Source organism: Acinetobacter sp. YH01006 (genome assembly GCF_013420445.1).
Taxonomy (GTDB): Bacteria; Pseudomonadota; Gammaproteobacteria; order Pseudomonadales; family Moraxellaceae; genus Acinetobacter; species Acinetobacter pseudolwoffii.
This window is the reverse complement of the sequence record NZ_VOYB01000004.1, coordinates 205,365-231,951: the sequence shown is the minus strand read 5'-3', so window position 1 is coordinate 231,951 and position 26,587 is coordinate 205,365. Positions and strand designations below refer to the sequence as shown.

At 41.0% G+C, this 26,587-nt stretch carries 22 protein-coding genes; 15 read left to right on the top strand and 7 right to left on the bottom strand.

Features of this window, described 5'->3' with window-relative positions:
- Positions 1–122: 122 nt before the first annotated feature.
- Together FTT73_RS05690 and FTT73_RS05685 are read left to right on the top strand one after the other, a co-directional pair.
- Positions 123–305, top strand: a complete 183-nt coding sequence (locus FTT73_RS05690) for an NF038215 family lipoprotein (protein ID WP_159516138.1) — start codon at positions 123–125, stop codon at positions 303–305.
- A 103-nt stretch (positions 306–408) separates the two neighbouring features.
- A complete protein-coding gene (locus FTT73_RS05685; protein WP_100329141.1) occupies positions 409–1,032 on the top strand; it encodes a LysE family translocator in 624 nt (207 codons plus the stop codon).
- 77 nt (positions 1,033–1,109) lie between these two features.
- Here the strand turns inward: FTT73_RS05685 and FTT73_RS05680 are convergent, their stop codons facing one another.
- Positions 1,110–2,090, bottom strand: a complete 981-nt coding sequence (locus FTT73_RS05680; RefSeq protein ID WP_180191135.1) for an MBL fold metallo-hydrolase — start codon at positions 2,088–2,090, stop codon at positions 1,110–1,112.
- Positions 2,091–2,359: 269 nt separating this feature from the next.
- Here FTT73_RS05680 and FTT73_RS16565 point away from each other — a divergent pair, with 269 nt between their 5' ends.
- A complete protein-coding gene (locus FTT73_RS16565; RefSeq protein ID WP_005169658.1) occupies positions 2,360–2,476 on the top strand; it encodes a hypothetical protein in 117 nt (38 codons plus the stop codon).
- A 199-nt stretch (positions 2,477–2,675) separates the two neighbouring features.
- On the opposite strand, the gene FTT73_RS05675 is transcribed toward FTT73_RS16565, so the two are convergent.
- Together FTT73_RS05675 and metG are read right to left on the bottom strand one after the other, a co-directional pair.
- Positions 2,676–4,082, bottom strand: coding sequence for a DUF2971 domain-containing protein (locus tag FTT73_RS05675; RefSeq protein WP_180191134.1), 1,407 nt, complete (start codon positions 4,080–4,082; stop codon positions 2,676–2,678).
- Positions 4,083–4,143: 61 nt separating this feature from the next.
- On the bottom strand, positions 4,144–6,204 hold the full coding sequence (gene metG / locus FTT73_RS05670; protein WP_180191133.1) for a methionine--tRNA ligase: 2,061 nt from the start codon (positions 6,202–6,204) through the stop codon (positions 4,144–4,146).
- A 225-nt stretch (positions 6,205–6,429) separates the two neighbouring features.
- Here metG and FTT73_RS05665 point away from each other — a divergent pair, with 225 nt between their 5' ends.
- The 9 genes from FTT73_RS05665 (at position 6,430) to FTT73_RS05625 (ending at position 18,144) form a co-directional block, all read left to right on the top strand.
- Entirely contained in the window at positions 6,430–7,233 is an 804-nt protein-coding gene (locus FTT73_RS05665) for a hypothetical protein (RefSeq protein ID WP_180191132.1), read from the top strand.
- Between the two features lie 361 nt (positions 7,234–7,594).
- Entirely contained in the window at positions 7,595–8,428 is an 834-nt protein-coding gene (locus tag FTT73_RS05660) for a hypothetical protein (protein ID WP_074383444.1), read from the top strand.
- 279 nt (positions 8,429–8,707) lie between these two features.
- Positions 8,708–9,973 (top strand): iron-sulfur cluster carrier protein ApbC, encoded by a 1,266-nt coding sequence (gene apbC / locus FTT73_RS05655; protein WP_005097862.1) that lies wholly within the window; start codon positions 8,708–8,710, stop codon positions 9,971–9,973.
- Between the two features lie 265 nt (positions 9,974–10,238).
- Positions 10,239–10,832 (top strand): LysE family translocator, encoded by a 594-nt coding sequence (locus FTT73_RS05650; protein WP_100329137.1) that lies wholly within the window; start codon positions 10,239–10,241, stop codon positions 10,830–10,832.
- Between the two features lie 123 nt (positions 10,833–10,955).
- Complete coding sequence (dcd, locus tag FTT73_RS05645; RefSeq protein ID WP_004280726.1) at positions 10,956–11,525, top strand: dCTP deaminase; 570 nt, start codon at positions 10,956–10,958, stop codon at positions 11,523–11,525.
- Positions 11,526–11,759: 234 nt separating this feature from the next.
- Complete coding sequence (locus FTT73_RS05640) at positions 11,760–13,787, top strand: hypothetical protein (protein ID WP_180078236.1); 2,028 nt, start codon at positions 11,760–11,762, stop codon at positions 13,785–13,787.
- Between the two features lie 12 nt (positions 13,788–13,799).
- On the top strand, positions 13,800–14,522 hold the full coding sequence (locus FTT73_RS05635; protein WP_005097859.1) for a hypothetical protein: 723 nt from the start codon (positions 13,800–13,802) through the stop codon (positions 14,520–14,522).
- A 33-nt stretch (positions 14,523–14,555) separates the two neighbouring features.
- Positions 14,556–16,841, top strand: coding sequence for a DUF6160 family protein (locus FTT73_RS05630; RefSeq protein ID WP_180191131.1), 2,286 nt, complete (start codon positions 14,556–14,558; stop codon positions 16,839–16,841).
- 16 nt (positions 16,842–16,857) lie between these two features.
- A complete protein-coding gene (locus FTT73_RS05625; RefSeq protein WP_159516130.1) occupies positions 16,858–18,144 on the top strand; it encodes a hypothetical protein in 1,287 nt (428 codons plus the stop codon).
- A 57-nt stretch (positions 18,145–18,201) separates the two neighbouring features.
- Here FTT73_RS05625 and FTT73_RS05620 read toward each other — a convergent pair whose 3' ends face one another.
- From FTT73_RS05620 to FTT73_RS05605, 4 genes are all read right to left on the bottom strand, one after another.
- The gene (locus FTT73_RS05620; RefSeq protein WP_159138278.1) at positions 18,202–19,917 is read right to left on the bottom strand and encodes a proline--tRNA ligase; all 1,716 of its coding nucleotides are present in this window, start codon (positions 19,915–19,917) and stop codon (positions 18,202–18,204) included.
- A gap of 96 nt (positions 19,918–20,013) precedes the next feature.
- Positions 20,014–23,121, bottom strand: a complete 3,108-nt coding sequence (locus FTT73_RS05615) for an efflux RND transporter permease subunit (RefSeq protein WP_180191130.1) — start codon at positions 23,119–23,121, stop codon at positions 20,014–20,016.
- Positions 23,122–23,145: 24 nt separating this feature from the next.
- Positions 23,146–24,273 carry an efflux RND transporter periplasmic adaptor subunit gene (locus tag FTT73_RS05610; RefSeq protein ID WP_180078230.1) on the bottom strand — a complete coding sequence of 376 codons (1,128 nt, stop codon included), beginning with the start codon at positions 24,271–24,273 and terminating at the stop codon, positions 23,146–23,148.
- 51 nt (positions 24,274–24,324) lie between these two features.
- Entirely contained in the window at positions 24,325–24,972 is a 648-nt protein-coding gene (locus FTT73_RS05605) for a hypothetical protein (protein WP_005097852.1), read from the bottom strand.
- A gap of 287 nt (positions 24,973–25,259) precedes the next feature.
- On the opposite strand from FTT73_RS05605, the gene pilG reads away from it, so the two are divergent.
- Genes pilG through FTT73_RS05590 form a run of 3 tightly spaced genes read left to right on the top strand, consistent with a single transcriptional unit; the run spans position 25,260 to position 26,582 of the window.
- Complete coding sequence (gene pilG, locus FTT73_RS05600; protein WP_005097851.1) at positions 25,260–25,643, top strand: twitching motility response regulator PilG; 384 nt, start codon at positions 25,260–25,262, stop codon at positions 25,641–25,643.
- A gap of 28 nt (positions 25,644–25,671) precedes the next feature.
- Positions 25,672–26,040, top strand: a complete 369-nt coding sequence (locus FTT73_RS05595; RefSeq protein ID WP_005097847.1) for a response regulator — start codon at positions 25,672–25,674, stop codon at positions 26,038–26,040.
- Positions 26,041–26,045: 5 nt separating this feature from the next.
- Positions 26,046–26,582 (top strand): chemotaxis protein CheW, encoded by a 537-nt coding sequence (locus tag FTT73_RS05590; protein ID WP_005097846.1) that lies wholly within the window; start codon positions 26,046–26,048, stop codon positions 26,580–26,582.
- The last annotated feature ends 5 nt before the right edge of the window (positions 26,583–26,587 follow it).

Below are 26,587 nucleotides of genomic sequence, written 5' to 3'. Positions count from 1 at the left end.
TTGAGAATAAGTCATTTTCAGGCATGAGATAAAAATTGACGCAGAATGTCACAAATATTCTGCTGATTATTTAAGCAGGGATGCTAATCTAAATACAGGAAACCCTTGAGGAGGGTAGAATAATGAAAATATTGTCCTATGCTGTTTTGGTTGGTGTAATGCTCAGTTTGTCGGGCTGTGATGATGCGATGAATAAACCTAAAACAGAGACCCGTACCATGATTATTGGTGGTGTACCGGTACATGATCAGGATTACCAACTGTTAGGCACGCAATTCATTGCTCAGGATCAATTAAAACAGTAAGCCATTACAGTAACTAAAATTCCTGACCAATACTGAAATTTTTAAAGCAAATCATCCGGTTTTTGCTTAAAATAATCCTTCAATTTTTAAGTCAGGTTATCTCGTGGAATCATTCTGGATTTTAGGCTCAATTGCTGTTGCCCTGATGTTAGGTGCAATGAGTCCCGGGCCGACTTCTATTTATGTGGCAAAAAATTCAATTGCGATTTCACGTAAACATGGTTTATTTACTGCACTGGGGACTGGTCTAGGTGCTGCAATTTTCGGTTTGCTGGCAGTACTGGGTTTGCAGGCATTTTTGCTGGCTGTGCCGTCGGCTTATCTGGCCTTAAAAATTTGTGGGGGGCTATATTTACTTTGGCTGGCTTTTAAAATTATTAAGCATGCCAAAGATCCGATTGAGGCAGATTCGAGCATTACCAAACAGATGTCTTTACGTCGCGCTTTTACCACAGGTTTAATCACGCAGTTGTCGAATCCAAAAATTGCGATTGTGTTGGCCAGTATTTTTACCGCCTTATTACCAAAAGAAATTCCGAACTATTTCTATTTTGCTTTGCCCATTTTATGTTTTTTTATTGATGCTGGCTGGTGCTCACTGGTGGCCATTGCACTTTCTGCTGAAAAGCCGCGCCGTGTGTATTTAAAGTTTAAGGCATTGTTTGATCGGGCAGCAGGTGCGGTGATGACCGTGCTCGGATTAAAACTTATTTTCGGGATGAAATAGTTTCAACACTTGAAGTCATCATCCTTGGAAAGTGATCATTCTTACTAGCTTTCCAAGGGACAGCTGATCATTTGAACTTAATCTTTAAAATGCACGGGAATCCATTGATAGCTTTTAGCATCTTTAGAATAAACATGCCCAATTCCCGGAAATGGTAAATGTGGTGCTGCCACCGTCTGGCCATTCTTTGTATATTCCGCAAAATACTTTAAGCGGGTTTCAACCGCTTTTTTCGGATCGATATCAAAATCTATAGCTGTCTGTGGACGATCAAACTGAATGGTATGGGAATGTACAATATCCCCAATAAATATCATTTCCTGACCTTGTGATTTTAAGCTAAAACCAAAATGTCCCGGTGTATGCCCAGCTGAACTGATCACATCAAAACCATTGATTTTATCGCTAGCCTTAAAGGTCTTTAACTGACCTTTGGCCTGATAAGGTGCGATGGCTTTCTTGATTTTATCGACTGTACCCAAAAAACCGGCCTGTTTTGCTTTTGGTAATTTTTCTACACTTTTAGGATTCATCCAGAAATCCAGTTCGGCTCGCGATACATAAATATTCGCATTGGCAAAATTGGCAACGCCGTTATTACTGATGCCGCAAACATGATCAGGATGTAAATGCGTTAATAAGATCGTATTGACTTGCTCAGGCTTTTGTCCAGATGCCTGTAAATTTGAATAAATAGACCCAAAGTTTGGCCCATTACAGCTAGAAGCACCGCTATCCACCAAGACCAGTTCTTTGCCTGTATTTACCAGGAAAGCATTGACGGAGGTCTGGATGCCTTTGCTTTGGTCAACATAATATTTTTTTAAAATCTGATTCACTTCTGCTTCAGGAATATCCTTAAACAAGGCTTTGGCTAAATAATTGGTGCCATCCAGCAGGGCAGTAATCTGGTAATCTCCAAAGCTGTATTGATAATATCCGGGAACCTGTTTTTGTTGTTCTAAAGTGGAAGGCGTTTGTGCGTGTGTTGGGGAAATACCTGCCAATGAACCTAAAGCAAGGAGTGATCCGACAAGATAAGAGCTGAGGTATTTCATGGATATTCTTATGTAATTAAAGTCAACTCTATGTATTAGCATGGATTCCAGCAAAAAAGAATATGAATATATTTACCATTTTTTTTAAATCGAAATGGCGATTTAGCATCTGTACTAAAAATTCAATCTAAATCTGTATATTGATTTTTTGAAAGTAAAGAATGTGTTTTTTGTAAAAATATTATTATAAATAAAATGCTTAGATGTATTTCACTTTTTATTAAAAGCTCGTTAACATAGGGTATTACGAACAAGCTTTGGATGTCGCTATGAGTTTTTGGAAAAGAAAAAACAATGCCAGCTTTGTATTCTTCATCATTACCTTATATGCGCTGATTGGTTTTGGACTGGGTTATTTCATTTGGGAATTTGTGTTGCAAGGCTAAGTGACCCACTAATAAAAAGCCTCTAGAAATAGAGGCTTTTTTGATTGTGTGAAGGTTTCATTTTGAGATGCTCTAGAAAATAAGCATTTACTTTTGTCGGGGCAAAAGTAACAAAAATCCTTTGTTCGTTAGAGGGCACGTCCTTGTGCCCCTAACGAACGGGCGACATCCATGTCGCAACGCATTAGTAGGCATACTTCTAAAATTTAAACTTAATCAAGCTTAATGGCATATGTTTTATCGATTGTGTGTTATGGCAAAAATACGCTTGATAGAAGTTAAATTCTGCTCTTTTATGTTCATGACATTTTTGTTTAATGATTTCGATAATTTCAATTTTTTTTGCTTGAGGAGTATTGATACCAAAAACTAGCCCATCGAAGGAAGAGAAATCATATTTAAGTTTTCTAGAGTTTTTCTTTGAACAATCATGGAGCATTGAAGAGTAGATAAGTCGATATTCATTTTCATACTTCCAGTCCTTTGATTTTCGGGTAATATTATTTAAAAATTTTTTATGATATTCATCTCGCCAAGATTCAATACTTGAATATATCGAATTGTAGAGATTACTTAATTTTCTGTCAGCACTTCTAAGCCAATTATTTACTAGTTGTGGCGTTGGTAATTGTCCTAACGAAGTAAAAAAGTTAATTGGTGAGGGAAATCTCGTATAGTCTACAGGATAATATTGTAACGCTTGAAATTCATAAGCAATACCATTTGTTGAATTCATATAACTCGGTTGATTTAAGGATAAATAGTAGTTGTTATCTTTAGTATCTGCTTGGAAAATTAGACAAATACCCGTGTGATTTGAACCATATGATCCCCAAACGGAGGATGAATGACTTGATTCTTCATTCATAAAACAAGCTGTATACCAATCTCTATGCATCAATGCTCTTATTTTTCTTTGAAAAAAATAAGGAAATTCCTGTATTAGGAATGTTTTTTCAGGGGTTAGATTCTCTACAGTCAGATAATGAATTAAATCTATTTGCTCATTTACTGAATTAATTGACTGAAATAATGCAGGACGTTGTTCTTCATTTAACTGATCTAGCAAGGAAAAATATTCATCATTAAGCTGTTCGGGATACTTAAGATCAATTGGTTTAGTATGAAATAATGACACATTAAATTGACTATAAACTTCATCGACACAAAAGGGTGCAGTTAAATGAATAGATCTTAAATAATAAGAAATAATTTGCCATGAGAATTTCCTCTGATTATCACTAAGATTAAATATTAATTTTTGTATGTGATCTAAGGATAAAAAGCTATCAAAAATACTATTTAAGTGAGATTGTAATTGTGGTGAAAAATTATCCCAGACATAAAATAGACCTAAATGTTCTGGTACTTGATATACATCTCCTTGTTTTCTCAACAGAATCTCTCGAAAAACTTGATCAAGCAAAATTAAATAGTTTTTGAAAAAGTTAGTCCAAACAATAGCATCTCCTTGAAAATAAATTTCATGATAACCTTCCATAGGATCATTTTGCTCACTTGGTGAAGCAAAATAAATTTCCTGATTTTCAAGTTCTTTATATTTTCCTAATAAATTATCTAGAGATCTAAATCTGTAAAATTTCATATTTTTATGCAAAAAAAAGCCCCACTAGAATATAGCAGGGCTTTTTATAAGTGTCTAAATCTTAAGACACTTTATCACCCGGTTGAGCACCAGATTCAGGTGAAATCACCCAAACGCCGTCGCCATTACCCGCAGCTAAAACCATTCCGTTTGAAATACCAAAACGCATCTTACGTGGAGCAAGGTTAGCCACCATTACCACCAATTTGCCTTTTAGGTCTTCAGGTTGGTAGAACTCACGAATACCGCTAAATACGTTACGTGGCTCAGCTTCACCTACATTTAAAGTCAATTGAAGCAGCTTGTCAGAACCTTCAACCGTTGCAGCTTCCAAAACCTCAGCCACACGCAGGTCAACTTTCATAAAATCATCAATATTAATAATTTCAGCTTCACCAACTTTAGGCTCAGGCTTCGTCGAAGCAACTTTCTTCTCTTTTTTCTTTTCCACTTTAGGCGTTTCAGCAGGTGCAGTTAAAGAATCTTTAGACGCATCGACCATTGCGGCAACCGCTTTTGGATCTACACGTTGCATCAATGGTTGGAACAATGCAATTTCATGACCGACCAGAATCGTTTCACGAGAAGCGAAGTCGAAAGATTCTAACTGCAAGAAATCTTGAACTTGTTGCGCCAGTGTTGGCAACACCGGAGCCAAATAAACAGCCAATTGACGGAACAAGTTAATACCAACAGAACATACGTCATGCACTTGTTGTTCTTCGCCTTCAATCTTCGCTAAAGCCCAAGGCTTTTTCTCATCGATGTATTGATTGGCTTTATCTGCAAGCGCCATGATTTCACGAATCGCAGCAGAGAATTCACGTGACTCATATTGCGCTGCGATTGAATCACCCGCATCAATGAAGCTTTGAACCAATTCAGGCTCTGCACAGTTTGCACTTAACTTGTTATCAAATTTAGTATTGATGAACTTCGCACAACGGCTGGCAATGTTGACCACTTTACCAACCAAGTCAGAATTTACTTTCTGCACAAAATCATCCAGATTCAAGTCAGAATCTTCAACTTTATCCGAAAGTTTCGACGCGAAGTAGTAGCGTAAATATTCAGGGTTTAAATGTTCTAAATAGGTTTCCGCTTTAATAAATGTGCCGCGAGATTTCGACATCTTCTGACCATTGACAGTCAAGAAACCGTTTACAAATAAACCTGATGGCGTACGGTAGTTAGCACCTTCTAGCATTGCCGGCCAGAACAGCGCATGGAAATACACAATGTCTTTACCAATGAAGTGATACACCTCATTTTTAGAATCTTTTTTCCAGTAGTCATCAAAGCTTAAATCAGGACGTTTGGTTTTGATATAGTTTTCAAAACTCGACATGTAGCCAATTGGCGCATCGACCCACACGTAAAAGTATTTGTTGGGTGCGTCTGGAATTTCAAAACCGAAATATGGCGCATCACGCGAGATATCCCAATCGTTCAGGCCATTTTCAAACCATTCATCTAATTTGTTGGCAATCGAGACCGGTAAGCGGCCTTCATCACGTGTCCATTTTTGCAGGTATTCACCAAAATTCGGCAACTTAAAGAAGTAATGGTCAGATGATTTTTCGACAGGTGTTGCACCGCTTAAAGTCGAATGTGGGTTCAATAATTCGGTTGCATTATAAGTTGCACCGCAAACTTCACATGAATCGCCATATTGATCTTCTACTTTACATTTCGGGCAGGTGCCTTTAATGAAACGGTCGGAGAGGAACATGCCTTTTTCAGGATCGAAAAGCTGGGTGACAGGACGAACCGCGATATTGCCGGCATCACGGTTTTTGAGATAGATTTCAGATGCACGTGCACGGTTGGTATCGCTATGGGTAGAATCATAATGATCGAAGTGCACCGCAAAACCGTCAAAATCACGGATATGTTCTTTTTGCACGTTGGCAATTTGTGCTTCCGGTGAAATTCCGTTGGCTTCAGCACGTAACATGATGGCTGTGCCGTGAGCATCGTCCGCGCAGACATAAGTCACATCATGACCCATTGCACGCATCGCACGTACCCAAATATCAGCTTGGATATAACCGAGTAGGTGACCCATATGAATCGGGCCATTGGCGTATGGAAGGGCGTTAGTGACTAAGATATTACGCACGGATATGACTCTCTCATTCGTATATTATGCAAGGTGGATGATTTTACCTGATGCAGGTCCGAATACAAAGCAATCCTTTAAGCGAATCAATTCCATTTCACCGCGAATTCGTGTCGAAAGGTCTTTGTATTTACAGAATGTCTTGGAAATGTAGATTTCCCTATATTGCGTTGCCAATAATAGTGATAATAGGCCATTGATCTAAAAGCTTTGAGCTAGAAAACCATGATTGACGAAGATGATTTTGATTTTGACCAACCTGTCACGCGTATTAAACAAAATGCAGCGAGTCAAAAACAGTTGGGCAGTCAGATTTTAAAAGATGCAGAAGCTTATCTTGAAGACATCTCGGCAGATGAACATACACTTTTAATCAAAAACTTATCGGGTTTAGTCGCGCAAGATGCTTATTTCCAAGTGCTGGCAGATCAGCTCGACCAACCGATTGGCGCAAAGTTTGCCAATGATGCTTTAAATTTGATGCATTTTTGGCCGGCCACTCACCAGCTTGAAGATATTGAGCAATTTAAGCTACTCGATACGATCAATAGCGAATATTTCCAGACTGAAATGCTGAAAGCCTTTGATGCCTTAGAGATTGATGAAGACATCAAAGCCAAGCGCCGTTTGGTGCTGCTTGAAAGCTTGAAAATGTACAAACTTGGCTTTTACAGCGGTTGTATTCCAAATGTTTATGCGCAGCTCGAAGGTATTTTGACAGATATCCTGATCAAAGCAGGTTTCCTCAAGCAAAATGGCACCAAGTTTGTCGATGTCTATAAAATCGTACCGGGTTTAAAAGGCAATGAAATTAAAAGCCTGTGGCATAAGTCTAAAATTGCGATTGAACTGAATCCGTATTTTGCTGAACTTGCTGCCTATAAAATGGATTCAAGCTCGAATGTGACCATGAGCCGTCATAACATGCTACATGGCACAGATGTCGACAACTTCAATCAAGCACGCAGCTTCATTCTGTTGATCTGGTTGTTCTCTGCGCTCAGCTTTATGAGCACCTTGCGTGTCTGACTTGAAATAATATCTCCTGATGCATTTGCATCCTATAAACATCTGCTGTGAATTGGCAACACTGATTCTTTGGCTTTGGAAACTATGCTATAACGGCATTTGAATGAGAAGCCAAAGAAAATGTGCTGACAGGCTTTGTCGAAACCTCAAGTAATCGATGGACTTGAATCGCCAGAATCCAAAAGAGTTGGATTATTCATCTTTGCAATACTGATTGGGCGCAGCTCATGCTACAGACTGCAAACAATAGCAACAACATGTACAGGCTTTGTTGCAGTTTGCTTACTGCGCCCGATTTGCTCCACACTTTGTGCTAAAAAATGGCTGATTGTTTATATGATATGCCTAAGGAGGGTACCTCATGACTCAGCAGAACCAGAGCAATAGTTCAAAGCAAAATCAAGACAAAGAACAACATGAGAAACAATTAAATCAGAAAGCCAAAGAAGAGCAAAAGCAAAACCAGAATGACCAGAAGCACAATCAGTCGCATGATACACAAGACACAAAGCCACACCAGACTGATGAAAATTCTGATAGCAAACAAAACTCTAAAGATACAGGCGCTGACTCGGAATCGAAGGATAAAGACTCTAAAGAGCAGCCATCTGATCAAAAAGATGATTCAAAAAATGAGCAATCAGATAACAAAACTGAAAGCTTTAAGATGGATGATTTAAAAGCGAAGGCAATTGCGATTGGTGAGGAGCTATTACAAAAAGGCGAAAAACTTCTGAATGAGCTAAAACATGGCAAGTCCAACGGCCAGAAAAATGATGATCAAGGTTCAGATGACGCAAAAAAGGCAAAAGCTGATCATAGCACTGAAGATAAATCATCGAATCAGTCAGATAAACAAAATGCTAAAGAAGCTCAGACCGATCAACAGGCAAGCATGGCCAATTTAAAAGATGAGGCTGTACATAAGTTTGAAGATACAAAACAGAAGATTACTGAGTTAGTCAGTGAAGCCTCTACCAAGCTGGGTGAGCTGAAACAGATGGCGGCTGATAGCATGAATAAAATGAAAGAAAATCAATCTCAGGGCAATGATTCTGATCAGCAAAAAGATGCCAAAGCTCAAAATTCAGAATCGAAATCAGGTCAGTCTGACAAGAGTGAATCTAAAGAAGATCAGGATAAAAATGCCAAGGATCAGCAGCACAAGTCTGAAAATAATAAAAATCATAAATAGACTGTGATTATTGTAGAGCCACTTTAATCAAAGAGGGTTAAAGTGGCTTGCTACACCTAAAATCAATAAAAATTCTTTTCACATCAAAAAGAATCCAGTTGGCTTTACTTTGATTGATTCACTTTCAGCATGCCTATCCGCTACAATCCAACAAAACCAAGTAAAATGGTTGGAAATTGCAGATATCTCTTCGATCTTCTCGGCAGAGTGCTTAACCTTAAGCGAAAACCCCGTTAAACTATGCCATTCGGATATCTATCTATAGTTTTGGAGTAACCTATGTCGTGGCTTTCTTCGCTCAAATCGGTCTTTTCACCTTCGCAGGAGGTGAACGAAGAAGCTGTGCAAAAAGTATTGCAAAACTATCTGTTGCCAAATTCAAATGATCCGCTCAAACAGCGTATTACTCAGGTCAATGTTCAAGCTGAGATCCTACAAATCACCTTAAATACTTATCCTGAAGAAAAACAAGATCTGCAACAAATCCATGATGAACTGGCGCAAGCTTTGCAAAAATGTGGTATTCAAGAACTGAATATGCATGTGATTCAGCAAAAAACCGGGCCTAAAAGTCATAAATCGGATGGCTGCGGGCATAAGCATGCCGAAGGTGAAAGCTGTTCCAGTCAGCCTAAAGCAGAAGCAAAACCCAATCTTCCCCCTGTGGTGGATGCCTCCGCCCAGCCTGCAAAACAAGAAGAAGCTGATCCCAATAATCCACCGATTCAAAAAGCTGCACCTCAGCAACGTGATGTACCAAAACATCCACGTATTCAAAATGTGATTCTGGTGTCATCCGGCAAGGGCGGTGTAGGTAAATCGACGACTACAGTGAATCTGGCACTGGCTCTGCAAAAATTAGGCTTAAAGGTCGGTGTGCTGGATGCCGATATTTATGGTCCGAGTATTCCGACCATGCTCGGTAATGCGGGCAAAACGCCGATGATCGAAGCGGAACAGTTTGTCCCTATCGAAGCCTATGGAATGGCAGTGTTATCGATTGGCCATTTAACTGGTGATCACAATACTCCAGTGGCTTGGCGTGGACCGAAAGCCACCGGTGCATTGATGCAATTATTTAACCAGACCTTATGGCCAGATCTTGATGTTCTGATGATTGATATGCCACCCGGTACAGGGGATATCCAGTTGACGTTGGCACAGCGCATTCCGGTAACCGGGGCAGTGATTGTCACCACACCACAAAACGTGGCCCTACTCGATGCGACCAAAGGCATTGAACTGTTTAACCGTGTGCAAATTCCGATCATGGGCGTGATTGAAAATATGTCGACCCATATCTGTTCAAATTGTGGTTTTGAAGAACAGATTTTTGGCACAGGCGGTGGAGATAAACTGTCTGAGCAATATCATATTCCATTATTGGGTCGCTTACCTTTAGATGCTGAAATTCGTGAAAATGCCGATGCTGGCACACCTTCAGTCATTGCCGGAGATGATGCAGCCGAAAGCTATATGCTGATTGCAGAAAAAATTGCAGCGCAGCTACCTAAGGCCGAAAAAGATCAGAGCCGAATTTTCTAATTGACCCATTAAATAGAGAGTTCACATATTTAAGCCCTAATTCAAGTTAGGGCTTTTTTATTAATAATTCACGGAAATAAACAGCTTTAAATTAAGAAAATTGACTGAAATGACTGTTGCGTATTGGTTCCCAAAATGGTTTCAAGTGATTGAATTAAATTGATTTAATTCAATGTGAATTCTGATTATATGTTCTCTTACAATTATTTTTTTGCAGCATTGACCGAACTATTCTATGCTACGCGGATTAGAGCGAGGTCAAACTATGATTTCATGGTTTTTTATTGGTTTAGTGGCAACCATTCTTTTAACACCAGGCCCAACCAATACCTTATTGGCATCTTCAGGCATACAGGTCGGATTTAAAAAAACATTTCGTTTAATTCCTGCTGAAGCCTTTGGCTATCTGATTGCCATTAGCTTTTGGGGCATTCTGATCGGAAAAATTTCCGTTCATCTTCCGCTTTTGCCGACCATTCTCAAGCTGTTTAGTGCCGGCTATATCCTTTTTCTGGCTGTGAAATTATGGCGCACGGCAGAACTCAGTGAAAATTTTGAAAATGTCTCGATTCGTGCACGAGAACTATTTCTGGCAACCTTGTTAAATCCTAAAGCACTTTTATTTGCTTCAGCGATCTTTCCGGTGATTGTCTGGAAAAGCAGTCAGCACTATGTGACTCATATGTTAGTATTCCTGGTTTTGCTGATTCCGATTGCATTCTTCTGGACTTTCCTCGGCTCAATACTGGCCAGAAAAAACAGTCGCTGGCTCAATCAAAAAAACCTGCAAAAAACCGCATCACTGGTGTTAATGAGCTTTTCGATTCCTTTAAGCTATTCTGCACTTTTAAGTTTATAAGCTGATATCTATCAGCAATTTTTTATCCACTGTGGCTGCAAGCGCTTCACTTATTTTCATTGGGGGCAATTTCAGTTAAAGTACGTCGCAATAACTTGTTCTTAAGATTTTTGGATTATATCAATGGCAATTAAGTCTGATCGTTGGATTCGCGAAATGAGCGAAAAACACGGCATGATTGAACCGTATGCAGAAAACCAGGTACGTTTGGATGAAAATGGTCAAAAGCTGATTTCGTATGGCGTATCGAGCTATGGTTATGACGTGCGTTGTGCACGGGAATTTAAAGTATTTACCAATGTGCATTCTGCAATTGTCGATCCGAAGAACTTTGATGAACGCAGCTTTATTGATATTGAATCGGATGTTTGTATTATTCCACCGAACTCGTTTGCATTGGCCCGTACCATCGAGTATTTCCGTATTCCACGTAATGTACTGACGGTTTGCCTGGGCAAGTCGACTTATGCGCGTTGCGGTATCATTGTCAACGTCACTCCGCTTGAGCCAGAGTGGGAAGGTCATGTAACTTTAGAGTTCTCAAATACCACCAACCTTCCTGCGCGTATTTATGCAGGGGAAGGTGTCGCACAAATGCTATTTTTTGAGTCTGATGAAGTGTGTGAAACGTCATATAAAGATCGTGGCGGAAAATATCAAGGCCAAACTGGCGTTACTTTGCCGAAGACCTAAGCAGTTTAAAATATTGAATAACGGGACTATATGTCCCGTTTATTTTTTTGAGATTTTCATTCATCGGAAACTCAGGTTTTTACTTCAATTGACTTTGGCATCTGTATTAAAAGTCAGCATAATAGATTCCGAATAACCATAAAAAAGATGCAATGCATCATAAAAAACAAAATGTAGCGGCTGGGAAGCTGAAACATAAAGATGCGGAGCATCGGATAAAAAGGAAAGAGTGAGATGACTCAGATAAAAGATCTATTTAAATTTCGCAAAAATTATTTAGCAATGACAATTGGTTTAATCCTGTTGCCTTCTGCGCATGCGATGCAGGAATTATCAGATTCTTCTCTTTCTGACACCACGGGTGAGGGGGTTGCGCTCGTACTTGATGATTTTAAAATGGTGTTTCAAGGCCCTAAAGATATTTCTGCTGGTTCCAGTTATGCCAGAGGTATTGAAAATCCGGGACAGGCGGATACGGGTTTTATTCGCATTATTCCAACTGGTGAAAACTATGAAAAGCTAGGGGAGCGTTTATACGATAAAGTTTATAGCAATACTTACCATAATGCTTATCTAGCTGAACGTGCGAGAATCTATAACCATGTATATGGAGATACGTATACATCCAGCCGAGATACTTATATTACGGACAATCGCACGCGTATAGCTAGTGAAATTGCTACTGAATATACGACTGCATACCGTACTAAAAAGGTGCAAGATATCTTAGAAACCCCCATTATGAAACAGTATTATGATCAACGTTATGAAGATTATTGGGATGGTTTAACAGGTATATATTCCATTATAAATGATGGAACGGATACAAATGGTGTAAGTGGAACTTGGCATAATAAGGAAAAATCATCTCAGCATGCTTTAAGAAATACGCTTGAGATGATTGAGTTGTTGTATGGAAACAATTATGAAGCGAATCTTCCAAATTCACCTTTTTACCAAAGTTTTAAACAGCAGTTTCCAAGCTATGTTCGTGCAAATGTCATTAAAAATACAGTAGATAGTCAGCTTGCAGCCAAGACCACTGAAATGCTAAATCAGTTGGCTGCAGATTATGCGAAAGAACAGGCAACAACAGCCAGTAATACCGTGCATGATGAAGTTGTACGAAATGCAATAAATATGGCAAAAGCTGCTGCACAAAATGCCAATATTGGAAGCCTGCGTACCAAGGCAGATGTTTTCATTTATGGTCTGGCATTATCAAAAAGTGATGACTCGCTGAGCACGCGATACAGTAATCAGGGTTTTAGTTGGGGATCTGCAGATAATCCTTGGTTATTCCGGGCAGGAACTGAAAGCGTCAAACAGTTTAAGGACGCTGCTAAAGATGTAGGCTATATTGCTCTAGAAGCGCCTCTTGCCAAGATTGCTCCAGATGAAAGTGATAATAATATTAAATTGGGGTTTTGGAGTGATATTTTTGCACGTGAGCTTAATTCCTCTAATGTTGTCGATCCTATAACAGGTGGGCCCACTTCAGGGCTTGATACAAATTACCGATTAAGAACGCAATTTGTTGCCAATGGTCTCAGTTTAAATGGTTCGCAAGTTCGGTTATTCCAAACCTTGGAATCGGATAATAAGGACTATAATCAAACTTTAGGAATGGCAAGTATCGTTCGTTTAAATACCAATGATCGGCCAGAAACTCTAAGCAGTAGCGATAGCAATCTTAACAGTAAAGGTATTCGTCTAAGTACCGCAGCAAAAACAGATGCACTTGATGGTAATGTCCCGACCCCAGCCTTAAACGGAAGTGCTGCTCCCATATTTCATGATTCTGAGGGTTTATATTTATATAGTCCAAATATTAACCTGGTGCTCGGTAATATGTATCAGCCTTTTGTGGTCGGTTCAGAAGGCAATAATATTATTTTAGAAGTGACACGTATTCCAAATATTCCTGCTATCTATAATCAAATTTATCAGAATTATGGGGGTGGACTAGGAGAATCTGATTTAAAAGGTTCAACCTGTAATGTCTATAGTTGTGGTACGCCGATTAAAAATAATGCTTCAGATGCGACCGTGCTTTATCAAGGCCGTAACGCCACTCACAGTAGTATTTCAATAGGGACTACAGAGCGTATCCCAGGAACAAATTTGCTGCGCGCCAAAGATGGCCCCAACTCCACGGGAGTCGTATTCAAGAGTACTGATGGTATAAGTAAGAATTTTGGGTCTGCAGTCATTGATGGCGTACTGATTCAGCATTTAAAAATTAGAACAACTGGTCTGTAAGGGAGTATAAAAATGTCCAAATTATTGACCCTCTGCGCATTGATATGTACCTCTATGCTCAGTCAAGCCGGATTGGAAGTCCTTAATCAGCAAGAGTTAACTGAGACAGTAGGACAGGGCGGAGCAGACCTTAACTGGACTTTATCCTTAAATCATATTTACGCCACAGATTTAACCAAAGATACAATTTCTCGACTTGATGGAAATGATAATCCACTAGAAGTATTTTATGTTTTAGATCCGACAACATGTGGTGCAACAAAACAGTTTTGCCGTTTGGCAATAGCCCCAAATAATCATGTCGATGCCAATGGGAATAAAAAATGGTTAGTATTTAAAGGTATTCAGGGCACGATTCAGATTGACAAGTTTTCTATCGATGGAACAACCATCATTAATCATCGTAATGAACCGCAAACAGCGATGAAAGTCAGCTTTTATGATGACAAACCTTTGAAAATCAGAAACTTGGGTTTCAGTACAGTGTCGATTGAAACGGGTACAGGGGGTGGTGCACTAGAAGGTTATGCCAATACAGGTACTTATGACACTTATACAGCACGCACCTATAATACCGAAGGCGGTTTTTCTACCTCGACACAAGATGTGCCTTCATTTGATAAGGGGGCCGAAAAAGGTTTTATGGGATTGAATGTTCATGGAAATCTGCATATGTCCGGTAATTTGAAAATATTTGGTTATAACTGTACAGGTGGGGCACAAAGTCGTTGTTAATCGCAGCGTCAAGTACAGCATAAGGATATAAAAATGAAAAAAACAACAATAAAGTTGAAGTTACTAACGGTATGCATGTGTCTTATACAGCAAGCTTATGCACTTGAAACCATTGAAGAGCAGGAATTGAGCGAAGTCACTGGACAAGATGGTATGGTGATTACTCATGAAATTTCTAAAGCCAACATTGCTCAAGTCAATTGGTATGATCCCAATCCAACTGCCAGTACTAAAATGGGTTTAGGTCTACATAATGTTGAAATTATTGGAAAAGATAATAAGCCAATTATTAGTCAACTTGAAATAGATGTAGGTGCTACTTCACAAGGGGCAGGACTTCGGCTTGCTGCAAGTGTTTCACCATTTCAAGCCACTGCAGATTTAAAACTGGTAAAGACAGCCTGTACGACCAATCCATGTAGCCAGTCTGCGAATAGTATTCGGACTGCTGGCGTACAATCTAGTCAAAGTCTAGGTGCATTAGGGATTAGTACCTCTACGCCGCTTAGTGTTCTATTACAAACTACTGCAGGTTTATTTAATAAAGAGGCAATTGCCAGTATCGATTTTCAACTTAAAAATGCCACCATTAGTCATAAACTAGGTGAAAATAGCCTGATTTTAAATGACTTTAACTTTAATTTTGCGGGTCAGGGCTATATGTACATTGACCCCAATGAAGGTGTTGTACTCACTACCCGAAATGGCAATCAAGACCATTACGTGGATTTAAAACGTGTTGAAGATACCACTGATATTGCTATTGGCCGGGTTAATCCGACCAATCCTGGCGTTAATATTGACTTGCGTTATAACACGCCAAATAACGAACGTAAAAATATTATGCGTCTTGGGGCTTCAGGTGCGGTGACCAATGCCAGATTATCCATGAATGCCGATCAAACCCAGATTGGTACTTTTGATGTAAGTAACAAGTTAAATGGTGTTTTACAGCGTCAAGACAAAACTGCAGCAGGATATAGCGATCTGGTGGGTGAAGGGGGTTTGCATCTGGGCTTATCTGCCGACTTTACTGGTGCTGCTAGTGGTCACCCAAGCAACATCGCGCCTACCGTGCTTGAAATTGGTCATACTGGCCATGGAAGCTATGCAGTCCAATTCTCCAATATTAGGCCCCTGACAACACGGAATGCTGATGAAAATTTACATGGTAAAAATGCCTATATCGATTTTGGTGATATTTATATAAATACTATTACGGCTAAAAGTCTCGATTTTATCATCAATGAAAATATGCGAAAAACCTTGGGGCATAGTAGTGATGTACTGAAACAGACACTGAGTACAGCAGGAGATGGAGAGGATTTTGCTTTTATTGCAGTACGAGGAATGGACTTTCAGGCAATTGCTGCGAAAGCACGTTTTATTTCAGATAACTCCTTGACAGAACTTGGTGGGGATGGCGGTTCATGGGGGATTGGTATTCCTATTTATAATTTAAATGCCAATGTCGCGTTGTCTGGAACAACTTATGGAACAGATAATAAGCAGGCAATTGCCTATAACATCATGGCCTCTACTGAAGGATACGGGGTCGACAAGAAAACCGGTTTGCCAAGCACTACCTCAATAATATTGATTGATGGCAAGAATGGCGATCATGGTGAGGCAGTTAATTATTATGCCGGCTTTAGAAATATCGATGCTTTAATTAAATCTGAAGGGATTATTGGCTATGAAGATGAAGGGATTTATATTCGTGCCGATAAATTACTGATTGCAGCAAAAGCAGAGCTCGCAATGGGGCAATTACCAGGATCTAAATATAACTGTAGCACTGCATCAGTCAGTAAATGCGGAGGCTATGTGCCTCACGATAATTTTTCTAAACGTGATGATGTACTGACCAATATTGCCTTTAAGCTCGATGGAAATGGTGAGCTTCTGATTATTCCTGGGGTAGATCCAACCGCAAGTTCACCAGATACCAACTTTTTGTCATTTGATGCAAACTTTAAATTTAGGCCACTCACATCAGAAGAAAGTGCAGATAAAGCTAATCTGGGTAGCTACTTTAGTATCTCCAATGAAGATATTGATTTAACAACAGGAGCATTAAACGTTTCTTCGATCAACTTTAACCGGATGGAAGGTCATTTGGGTGTTAATGGGAAAGTTCGTGTCAGTGCTGATACCGTAACGTTGGATAATCAGGTCAAACTCAATTATGAAAATAATATCGCGACACCATTTAAAACCAATTTTGCGATGGCGACCAATGGCAATATGCAAAACATGGCAAGTATTGCACTGACTGGTGGCACTATTCGTAGCACGCTGGGAATCACACCACGCTAAATTCAGGATGAGAAAAATGAAAAAAATAATATTAAAGAGTCTAGTTGCGGCGATGGTGGGATTGAGTGGTCATGTATCTGCATTAACCTCATTAGAAGATCAGGAGCTTTCAAATATTAATGGACAAGCTTTATTGTCAATGGAGGTTCAGGCCGGATTTAACCAAGTTGATAATTTGGGAGAGGCATATGACCAGAGAAATATCTCATTTTATAAATTGGGTCTAGAAGCTGAAATGGAAATTAATGCCAATATTAAAAAACTGCAACTTGGTTGTGGAGGAATTAATGGTGCAACTGGTTGTGATATTGATATTGATCATATTTCCTTAAGTGGTAATTCTGCAAATGGAATGGATCGTGCTGCGACCTCTGCCTTGATTACTAATCCTTTTGTTCAATTTGCTATAAAAAATCCAAATCAGGCATCTACACGTGAAGTTTTGGGTTTCCGTTTAAGTGCAGAAAAGATTTCAGGTCTACTGACTATGGGTACAGAAAATACGGCCACACCAAATGGTATTAATAGTTTTAGTGGATATATGAAGACTAAAGAAGCCAAAGGAACAGCTGTAACTAATCCAAGAACAATGACCTATGCATCAACTGGCAATAAATATATTGAAGGTGCTGTTACGGGAACAATATTGGGGCAGGATCTGGAACTTCATTATAAATCGAATGATTATACTTTTAATTTAACAAGTACCAATGCGCCATTTGTGATTCCAGCCACTATAGTTTCAGGAACACGAATGAGTGAAGTTAAATTAAAGGGGACTGGTACAGTTGACAGAATTGATTTTAGTGGCCCATTAAAGGCCATTTTAAAGCCACTGGATTTATTTGAGCTTACACTGGATAAACAAATTACAGGCTATATGACAGGCCTTAGAACAGATATTACAGTGGATCAAGATCTTGGCTTAATCCATGCATTGTATTTGAATAACCCAGCATCTTTATCATTACAATCGCAAAAAATACTTTGGCCGGGTGCTGCCGTTGCTGCTAATCAAGGTTGGTGGATGGCAATCGAGGATGAGGTAAATCTTGGTGATATTAGTCCAAATAAAGGTGTGGATATTACTAATGCGGTATTAGCACAAACCATTGCAGGGATTAATCATGATTTAACATCAAAACCCAGAGCATGTGGAAGTCTTTTGAATTGTGTATTTGATGGAGCTTTAGATGTGAAAGAAATTAAAAACCCGGCACTTCTTGATTTTCCTTTGAAAAATTTAGAGCTTAAAGGCCAGAACTTTCAACCGAACTGCTTCGGTGGACATAAATTCTGTTAAGTTAAAAAGAATAAAAAATCCCGCACTTGACGGGATTTTTTTATTAAGAAAGCAAAATTATTTCGCGATTTTAGCCAACAACTCTTCTTTGGAAATATTTACAGATTCAGCATCACGGCGACCTTTATATTCAAAAGTACCTGCATCCAAGCCTTTTTCACCAATCACAATACGATGTGGAATACCGGTCAACTCAAGGTCAGAAAATTTAACGCCTGGACGTTCGTTACGATCATCTAGAATTACGTCATAACCCGCAGCAGTGAGTTCAGCATAAAGCGCTTCAGCTGCTTCTACTGTGCGTGGTGATTTATGTGCATTCATCGGTACAATGGCCACTTCAAACGGGGCAATGGCAGTTGGCCAAATAATGCCTTTCTCGTCAAAGTTTTGTTCAATGGCAGACGCAACCACACGTGTTACCCCAATACCATAGCAACCCATGGTCACAGTGAATGGTTTGCCATCTTCACCTAAGACTTTACAGCCCAATGCTTCAGAGTATTTCTGACCCAACTGGAAGATATGACCCACTTCGATACCACGTTTGATTTGCAGTGTACCTTTGCCATCTGGAGAAGGGTCACCTTCAACTACATTACGCAAGTCATAAACTTCAGTGAACTGTGCATCACGTTCCCAGTTTATGCCGGTTGCATGCTTGTCAGCTGTATTAGCACCTGCAACAAAGTCAGACAATACTGATGCTGCACGGTCAACAATGACGGTGACACCTTTTTCAACCAGACCTTGTGGGCCTACAAAACCAGCTGTCAAGCCAAGTGCTGCGATTTGCTCTTCGGTTGCAAAAGTGAGTGGAGCTGCAATTTGTGCATGCTTCTCGGCTTTAATTTCATTCAGTTCGTGATCGCCACGAAGGAATAAAGCAACCACAGGAACAGAACCATCCTCTTTTGCAATGCCTTGAACAAGCAATGCTTTTACTGAGTGAGCTGGATCCGTGCCCAAGAAGGCAGATACATCCGCAATGGTTTTTTGATTTGGCGTATCAACCAGTTTAAGTTCTTGAGTTGGTGCCGCACGTTCGCCGACCAGAACGGCTTCAGCCATTTCAATATTGGCGGCGTAGTCTGATTCGGTCGAAAATGCGATATCATCTTCACCGCTTGAAGCCAGTACATGGAATTCGTGTGAACCTGAACCACCAATCGAACCGGTATCTGCTTGAACCGGACGGAAATCTAAACCAAGACGAGTAAAGATTTTGCAGTAGGCTGCATACATGTCGTCGTAGGTTTGTTGCAATGATTCCTGATTGGCATGGAAAGAGTAGGCATCTTTCATGATGAATTCACGTGAACGCATTACCCCAAAACGCGGACGAATTTCGTCACGGAATTTGGTTTGCACCTGATAGAAGTTGGCAGGGAGCTGCTTATAACTTTTTAGTTCATTGCGTGCTAAATCAGTGATGACTTCTTCATGGGTTGGACCCAGTACAAACGGGTTACCGTGGCGGTCATTGAAACGTAACAGTTCAGGACCGTATTGTACATAACGACCTGATTCTTCCCATAAAGACGCAGGTTGAGTCACTGGCATATAGACCTGAAGTGAACCGACCTTGTCCATTTCTTCGCGAACGATCGCTTCAACTTTATTTAATACGCGAACGCCCATCGGCAGCCAGGTGTACAGACCTGAAGCCAACTTACGAATCATACCGGCACGAAGCATCAACTGATGGGAAATAACCTCAGCATCGTTCGGGGTTTCTCTTAACGTTGCAAATAAAAAGCGACTCGCGCGCATGGAAACTGTCCTAAAAAATTAAGCGTTAAAGCAGAGATTATACAATAAAAAATGAGATGAGCATTTGGGAATGTCACCTCATTGTGTTGCATTAAATTATGCCATGATTTTACGCATCTGACGCAGCATAAAATTCTTAAAGTCATCCAGGTAAGTAAAGATCACGGGGACAACCACCAAAGTGAGCAGGGTTGAGGTGATCACCCCGCCAATCACGGCATGGGCCATCGGCGCACTTTGTTCACCGCCTTCACCCAGCCCTAAGGATAAGGGCACCATACCCATGACCATGGCGCTGGTGGTCATTAAAATGGGACGCAGTCGGGTTTTCCCCGCGGCAATAATCGCATCATAACGCTCTTCACCGCGATCCATGGCTTTTTTAATAAAGTCGATCAGCAGAATCGCATTCTTGGTCACCAGTCCCATTAGCATGATAATCCCGATAATCGAAAACAGGTTCATGGTGGAATTAAACAGGAACAGCGCCAGGAACACACCAATCAAGGATAATGGCAAGGAGGCCATAATCGCCGCAGGATGGATAAAGCTATTAAACTGTGAACCCAACACAATGTAGATAAACACAATCGACAGGGTGATGGCGGTCAGGGCATAGCCTGCGGATTCTGCCATATCGGCATTTGAACCTTGGGTATCAAAGCTATAACCTGGCAGCATATCAAAATTGGCTTGTAGCCGGCTGATATCCGTGCCGATATCTCCTGTAGGACGACCAGCGGTATTGGCTTCTATCAGAACTTCACGTGCCAAATCACGGCGGTTAATTTGTGAAGCACCGAGTTTTTCTTCAAACTTGGCCACACTCGAAAGTGGAATCAGAATCGGCTGATGATTGGCATCGGTTTTATTTGAAGTGATATACATGTTCTGTAAATCACGTGGCAAGCTGCGCTGGTCTTCTGTCAGGCGCAAATTCACATCATAAGTTTCGCCTTTTTCATCCTGCCAGGTGGTGACATCATCACCGGCAATCAGTGGACGAACCACATTGGCAATCTGATTCACGGATAATCCTAAATCACTGGCCAAGACACGATTAATCTGTACACCGAGTGTCGGCTTGGGTTCTTTCAGTGAGGTTTCCAAATCGACAATACCGTCAATCTTGGCAATCTCTGTCATAAAACGATCGGAAATTTTTTGCAGTTCATCCAGGTCGGGGCCCTTGATCGAGATCATAATTGGCTTTTGACCACCCGAAACGGTTTCATCGGCAGATGCAACCGAGGTAATACTGATCCCGGCAACCGATTGCAGGCGTTGTCGAAACTCATTGTTGAGCTCGGTCAGGCTTTTTTCGCGTTCGATCCGTGGTGTCACGGTCACTCGCAGGCTGACGTGGTTTTTACCACGGTCAGTTACACCATTAATTACGCCATAAGTTGCTTTAACGTCAGGGTGTTGACGGATAATCTGATCGACTTGTTGCAGTTTGGCTTGTGAGTATTCAAGCGAAGAATCTACCGGTGTTTCAAACTTAATGCGGATTTCGCCTTTGTCAGGAACCGGTACAAATTCGGTGCCAATCAGTTTCGATAATCCCAAGGCACCAAATAATGAAGCTACGGCAATCATTAAGGTAATGAATCTGAAGCGCAGCGCCAGTTTGAGCAGCTTTTCATAGACATGGCTTAAATTGTCCAGCTTGCCAGAAATCCATCTAAAGAAACGTTTCACCCGTCCGGGTCTTTTATTTGGATCTTTTTTCTTTTCGGCCCAATGTGCAGAAAGCATCGGATCTAAAGTAAAACTAACAAACATCGAAATCAGCACAGCCACACTAACTGTAACCCCGAACTGATAAAAGAAACGACCAATAATCCCGCCCATAAAGGCCACCGGCAGAAACACGGCGACAATGGTCAGGGTGGTGGCCAGAACAGCTAAACCAATTTCTTTGGTGCCATCCAGTGCGGCAGTCACATGATCTTTGCCCATGTCGGCATGCCGGACAATATTTTCTCGGACCACAATCGCATCATCAATCAACAGGCCAATACTCAAGGATAACGCCAGCAAGGTCATCATATTGATACTGAAGCCAAAGGCCCAGATGAAGGTCAAAGTACCTAATAATGCAATCGGCAGAGTTAAACCGGTAATCACAGTGGAGCGGAATGAACCAAGGAATAGCAGAACAATCAGCACGGCAAGTACCGCACCTTCAATAATGGTGCGGGCTACATCGCCAATGGTGCCGCGGATACTTTTGGAAGAATCCACCACAACCTGCAAGGTCGTCCCCTGAGGAAGCTGGGTCTCGATATTTTCTAAAATTTTGTAAGTTCTATCGACGACCTCAATCACGTTAGAGTCCGAGCTACGCAGGATATCAATCGCAACTGCGGTTTTGCCATTTAAAAAGGCGGCAGATTCTAGTTCTGCCTGACTGTCTTGGATCTCTGCGACTTGTCTCAGGAAAATTGGTACGCTATTTTTATTGGCAATGATGAGATCGCCGAAGGCCAAGGGATGCAGCACTTTAGAATTGATCTCAATCACCAGTTCCGAGTTGCCAGATTTGAGTGTGCCGCCTGGAACTTCAATATTTTCAGCCTTTAAGGTATTGATGACACTGTCTACACCAAGGCCAAAAGCTTGCAGTTTTTGCGGTTCTACCTGAATCCGGATCTGGCGCTGTGCATCGCCGAGTAAATTCACCGTTCCCACGCCAGCAACTGTGCGCAGTTGGGGTACAATCCGCTGATCCAGATAAGAACTGAGTGCTTTGATATCCATGTTATTGGATTCAAATACGATCGACATGACCGCATTTGCGGTTGGATCATAACGTTCGACAATCGGATCCTGAATTTCATCACGAAATTCAGCAGTTACCGAGGCAATTTTATCCCGCACATCCTGAGCGGCTGTGGTAGAAGGTACATCTAGGTTGAATTCAGTCGTGATCATCGACAGGCCTTCACTGGACTGTGAAATCACCTGTTTTAAACCAGAAATGGTATTGATCTGATCTTCGAGTTTCTTGGTTATTTCTGACTCGACCGTTTCTGGAGAAGCACCCGGGTAGTTGGTATACACCACCACAAAGGGAAAATCGACATCGGGAAATTCTTCAACGCCCATCCGCTGCCAGGAAGCCAGTCCCAATACCATCAGACAGAACATCATCATGATGGTGAAAACTGGATACTTCACACTAATTCGGGTAAACCACATGTCAATGATCCTGTGTGAGGCGCTTTAGTTCGAGCGAAGTGTGACAGTTTTTTGTAGATCGGCTTCGCTAAATTTAATTCGGCTGACCTGATCGGTGCTTTCCAATCCTTTGACCACTGCAATATTGTCGTTATAGCGCTGTTCCAGTATCTGCACATTGGCCTTGATAAGTTTATTCTGGCGAATCACCCAGACATAGGGTTTGTTCTGGATATCCTGCAGCGTATCTAGGGGAATAATCTGCCCACTGATTTGGCGTGAACTCAAAATATTGCCTTCTACAAAGGAACCGATACTTAAAGAGGGAATTGTTTCATTCGGCGTAGCAAAGAATTCGATCTGGCGACTGGCCTGATCGGCGATCGGGGAAATCCGGCTCATCACTGCAGTGAGCCGATTGGGATTGCCTTGAATGCTGTATTCGACTTGACTGCCTAGCCTTAAGTTTGATTGTAGGTCACTAGGCACGCGTGCCTGAATTTCCAGCTGTTTAGGATCAACAATTTCAAACAGGGTTTGTCCAATCGATACGGTCTGGCCAGGTTCCACCTGACGCTGGGTAATCACGCCACTGATCGGACTGGTCATGGTTCCGTCACGATCTGCTTTCTCGGCAATATCGACATTGGCTTGCTGGGCACGTACATTTTCCAGCTGTGCCTGATAATCGACCTGACTCTGTTCATATTCTACTTTTGAAATAAAGCCCTGATCGAGCAGACGCTTTTTACGTTGCATCATGTTTCGAGCCTGATTGGCCTGAGCTTGAGTAGAGGCCAGATTGGCACGTGCCTGTGCCAGTCGGGCAGCATTGTCCTGATTGTTTAGCCGTACCAGCACCTGACCTTTGGAGACGGTCTGACCGACTTGGGCATTGACACTGGTGGCGGTGGCAGACACCTGCGCCTGAATACTGCTTTGATTGACAGCCCGAATCGTGCCGGTAAACGCAGTTTTTTGAACTGAGTTGCCGGACTGTACTGCAATCAGGTCTTGAGGAATCAGTTCAATGGATGTGGGTGTTTCGGCTTGCTGTACGGGTTCATTTTTATCACAAGCCACTAATAACATATTTAAGCAAAGTGCACTCATGATCAGGAGAGAGCGCGGAGAAGGCATATTTAAACCATGAGCATGTGGTGCAGTTTGCATAAGAGTCCTTGTAGCTTACTGTGGTTTAAAACCAACACAAGCTATCTGTATTTATTCAAGTGCTTTTAAACGGGCGATAATTTTGTCGTATTCTGCTTCCAGATTTCGATAGCGACTTTGTAAAGATTGAATATTTTCTTTTTGGGAAATGAGATTTTTATGATTATTCTCAAGTGTGGTTTTCAGGTGTGCCGGTGGAGCCTTACCTTTACGTAAATATTCACGTTCTTGGCGTACAAACATCACTCGATCTTTTTGCAATTGCTTCATTTGTTCTTGCTGAAAATCAATTTGCTTTTTCAACTGTAGCAGACTGTCATTTTTTTTCTGTAAGGCGGTCTGACTATTATTGTACGCTCGCTTCAGTCTATTGTCTTCGGCGATCCGCTTGGCCTGTTGAGCACGTTGGGGAGCCTGTCTGATATCGGCTTCGGCATTATAAGGACGAGCACGTTTAATGACCTGCATATTCTGGTCAAGCGCTTCATAACCGTAACGGATATGATTGGGCGTCACATTAGTGCTGATATTGGCCACGCCTTTACTATCATAATAGCGGTACCAAGTGGCCTTTTGCTGGATTTGGTTATTGTTGGCACAAGCTAAGGTCACCTGTAATAGTAACAGCACAGCAACAATGAATTGACCAGTCATTTTATTTTTATCAATGACAGCAAGTTTTTCTGAAAACTGACCCATCATTGGCTCCCTAAATTTAAAGTTGACTAAATTACTTATTTTAAAGTAATAATCTTGTTATATTAGACTTAAATTTACGAATTAAAAACTACCGTTAGTCAAAAAAAAAACATCGGCGTGGGTAAAATGTGAAGCTGTTGTTAAAAATAACTGATTTTGTCTACTTGTGTAGAAAATGTTCGTTGATAATACAAGTGACTTTATGTTAAAAATGTTTATCGATCGTAATAAAATAATCCTATGAGCCTTATGGCATAATAGTTTCTAAAATGGGAAGGGTTAAACAAATGGACGATAAATTCCAAAATCTAAAAGTTATGGTTATTGATGACTCAAAGACCATTCGTCGTACCGCGGAAACTCTTCTTCAGCGCGAAGGTTATGAAGTGATTACTGCCGTCGACGGATTTGAAGCTTTGTCAAAAATTGCCGAAGCAAATCCAGATATCGTGTTTGTAGACATCATGATGCCGCGTCTAGATGGCTATCAAACTTGCGCGTTAATTAAAAATTCTCAGAATTACCAGAATATTCCTGTGATTATGCTATCAAGTAAAGATGGTTTATTTGATCAGGCCAAAGGTCGTGTTGTGGGTTCAGATGAATACCTGACCAAACCTTTTAGTAAAGATGAATTGCTGAACGCAATCCGTAACCATATTAGTGCTTAATATTTGATTTTTTTTTTGGGGAATTGGCATGGCACGTATCCTAATTGTGGATGACTCACCGACAGAAACTTTTCGCTTTAGAGAAATTCTTTCTAAACATGGCTTTGAGGTGATTGAAGCAGCCAATGGGGCCGATGGCGTCACCATGGCACAGGCTGAATTGCCTGATCTGGTCCTGATGGACGTTGTGATGCCGGGCGTAAACGGATTCCAGGCGACCCGTCAGATTGCGCGTGGGGCGACCACCAAACACATTCCAATTGTGATTGTCAGTACCAAAGATCAGGCCACTGACCGCGTGTGGGGCAAGCGTCAGGGTGCAGCAGACTATCTAACAAAACCAGTAGATGAAAAACAATTAATAGAAGTAATTAAGCAACACCTCAATGCAGGATAAGCTCTATGGCAGCAAATGGATTTATCGAATTGCTTCGCATTGCGAAACGGGGAAATAAAAACTACGTTTCCAATGACAATGAAGTGAACCGATGGTCGGGCATTGCTTTTGAGATGATGGGGCAATATTTTGTTGCTCCGCTGGGGGAAGTATCAGAAGTGATTTATCCCCCAAAATATACGCCGGTACCCAAGACACAAGCATGGGTGTTGGGTCTGGCGAATATCCGGGGAAGATTGTTATCCGTTTCTGATCTCACTCAATACGTATCAGGGCATAGCAGTCAGTTTTCACCGACTCAAAAAGTATTGTGCATCAACCATAATGACCAGTATGTCGGTTTGGTCGTAGATCAAGTTTTGGGTATACAACATTTCAATAAGAAAAGTTTCTTTTCGAAGAAATCTGAATTAGATGAAAACTTACAAGAATACTGTCAAGGATTTTTTCATCAGCACAACCAGCAGTGGCATGTGTTCTTATTCAGTCGTCTGTTGCAAAATCCAAATTTTATGAACGCATCTATAAAATTTATAAATTAAATGTC

Excerpts from the sequence above, each read along its gene's own strand:
- FTT73_RS05690 (WP_159516138.1), top strand. The coding sequence starts at position 123 with ATGAAAATATTGTCCTATGCTGTTTTGGTTGGTGTAATGCTCAGTTTG.
- FTT73_RS05595 (WP_005097847.1), top strand. The coding sequence starts at position 25,672 with ATGGCACGTATCCTAATTGTGGATGACTCACCGACAGAAACTTTTCGC.
- FTT73_RS05660 (WP_074383444.1), top strand. The coding sequence starts at position 7,595 with ATGACTCAGCAGAACCAGAGCAATAGTTCAAAGCAAAATCAAGACAAA.
- FTT73_RS05640 (WP_180078236.1), top strand. The coding sequence starts at position 11,760 with ATGACTCAGATAAAAGATCTATTTAAATTTCGCAAAAATTATTTAGCA.
- FTT73_RS05665 (WP_180191132.1), top strand. The coding sequence starts at position 6,430 with ATGATTGACGAAGATGATTTTGATTTTGACCAACCTGTCACGCGTATT.
- FTT73_RS05635 (WP_005097859.1), top strand. The coding sequence starts at position 13,800 with ATGTCCAAATTATTGACCCTCTGCGCATTGATATGTACCTCTATGCTC.
- FTT73_RS05590 (WP_005097846.1), top strand. The coding sequence starts at position 26,046 with ATGGCAGCAAATGGATTTATCGAATTGCTTCGCATTGCGAAACGGGGA.
- FTT73_RS05620 (WP_159138278.1), bottom strand. The coding sequence starts at position 19,917 with ATGCGCGCGAGTCGCTTTTTATTTGCAACGTTAAGAGAAACCCCGAAC.
- FTT73_RS16565 (WP_005169658.1), top strand. The coding sequence starts at position 2,360 with ATGAGTTTTTGGAAAAGAAAAAACAATGCCAGCTTTGTATTCTTCATC.
- FTT73_RS05650 (WP_100329137.1), top strand. The coding sequence starts at position 10,239 with ATGATTTCATGGTTTTTTATTGGTTTAGTGGCAACCATTCTTTTAACA.
- dcd (WP_004280726.1), top strand. The coding sequence starts at position 10,956 with ATGGCAATTAAGTCTGATCGTTGGATTCGCGAAATGAGCGAAAAACAC.
- FTT73_RS05680 (WP_180191135.1), bottom strand. The coding sequence starts at position 2,090 with ATGAAATACCTCAGCTCTTATCTTGTCGGATCACTCCTTGCTTTAGGT.
- FTT73_RS05615 (WP_180191130.1), bottom strand. The coding sequence starts at position 23,121 with ATGTGGTTTACCCGAATTAGTGTGAAGTATCCAGTTTTCACCATCATG.
- FTT73_RS05675 (WP_180191134.1), bottom strand. The coding sequence starts at position 4,082 with ATGAAATTTTACAGATTTAGATCTCTAGATAATTTATTAGGAAAATAT.
- FTT73_RS05605 (WP_005097852.1), bottom strand. The coding sequence starts at position 24,972 with ATGGGTCAGTTTTCAGAAAAACTTGCTGTCATTGATAAAAATAAAATG.
- pilG (WP_005097851.1), top strand. The coding sequence starts at position 25,260 with ATGGACGATAAATTCCAAAATCTAAAAGTTATGGTTATTGATGACTCA.
- FTT73_RS05625 (WP_159516130.1), top strand. The coding sequence starts at position 16,858 with ATGAAAAAAATAATATTAAAGAGTCTAGTTGCGGCGATGGTGGGATTG.
- FTT73_RS05610 (WP_180078230.1), bottom strand. The coding sequence starts at position 24,273 with ATGCAAACTGCACCACATGCTCATGGTTTAAATATGCCTTCTCCGCGC.
- FTT73_RS05630 (WP_180191131.1), top strand. The coding sequence starts at position 14,556 with ATGAAAAAAACAACAATAAAGTTGAAGTTACTAACGGTATGCATGTGT.
- apbC (WP_005097862.1), top strand. The coding sequence starts at position 8,708 with ATGTCGTGGCTTTCTTCGCTCAAATCGGTCTTTTCACCTTCGCAGGAG.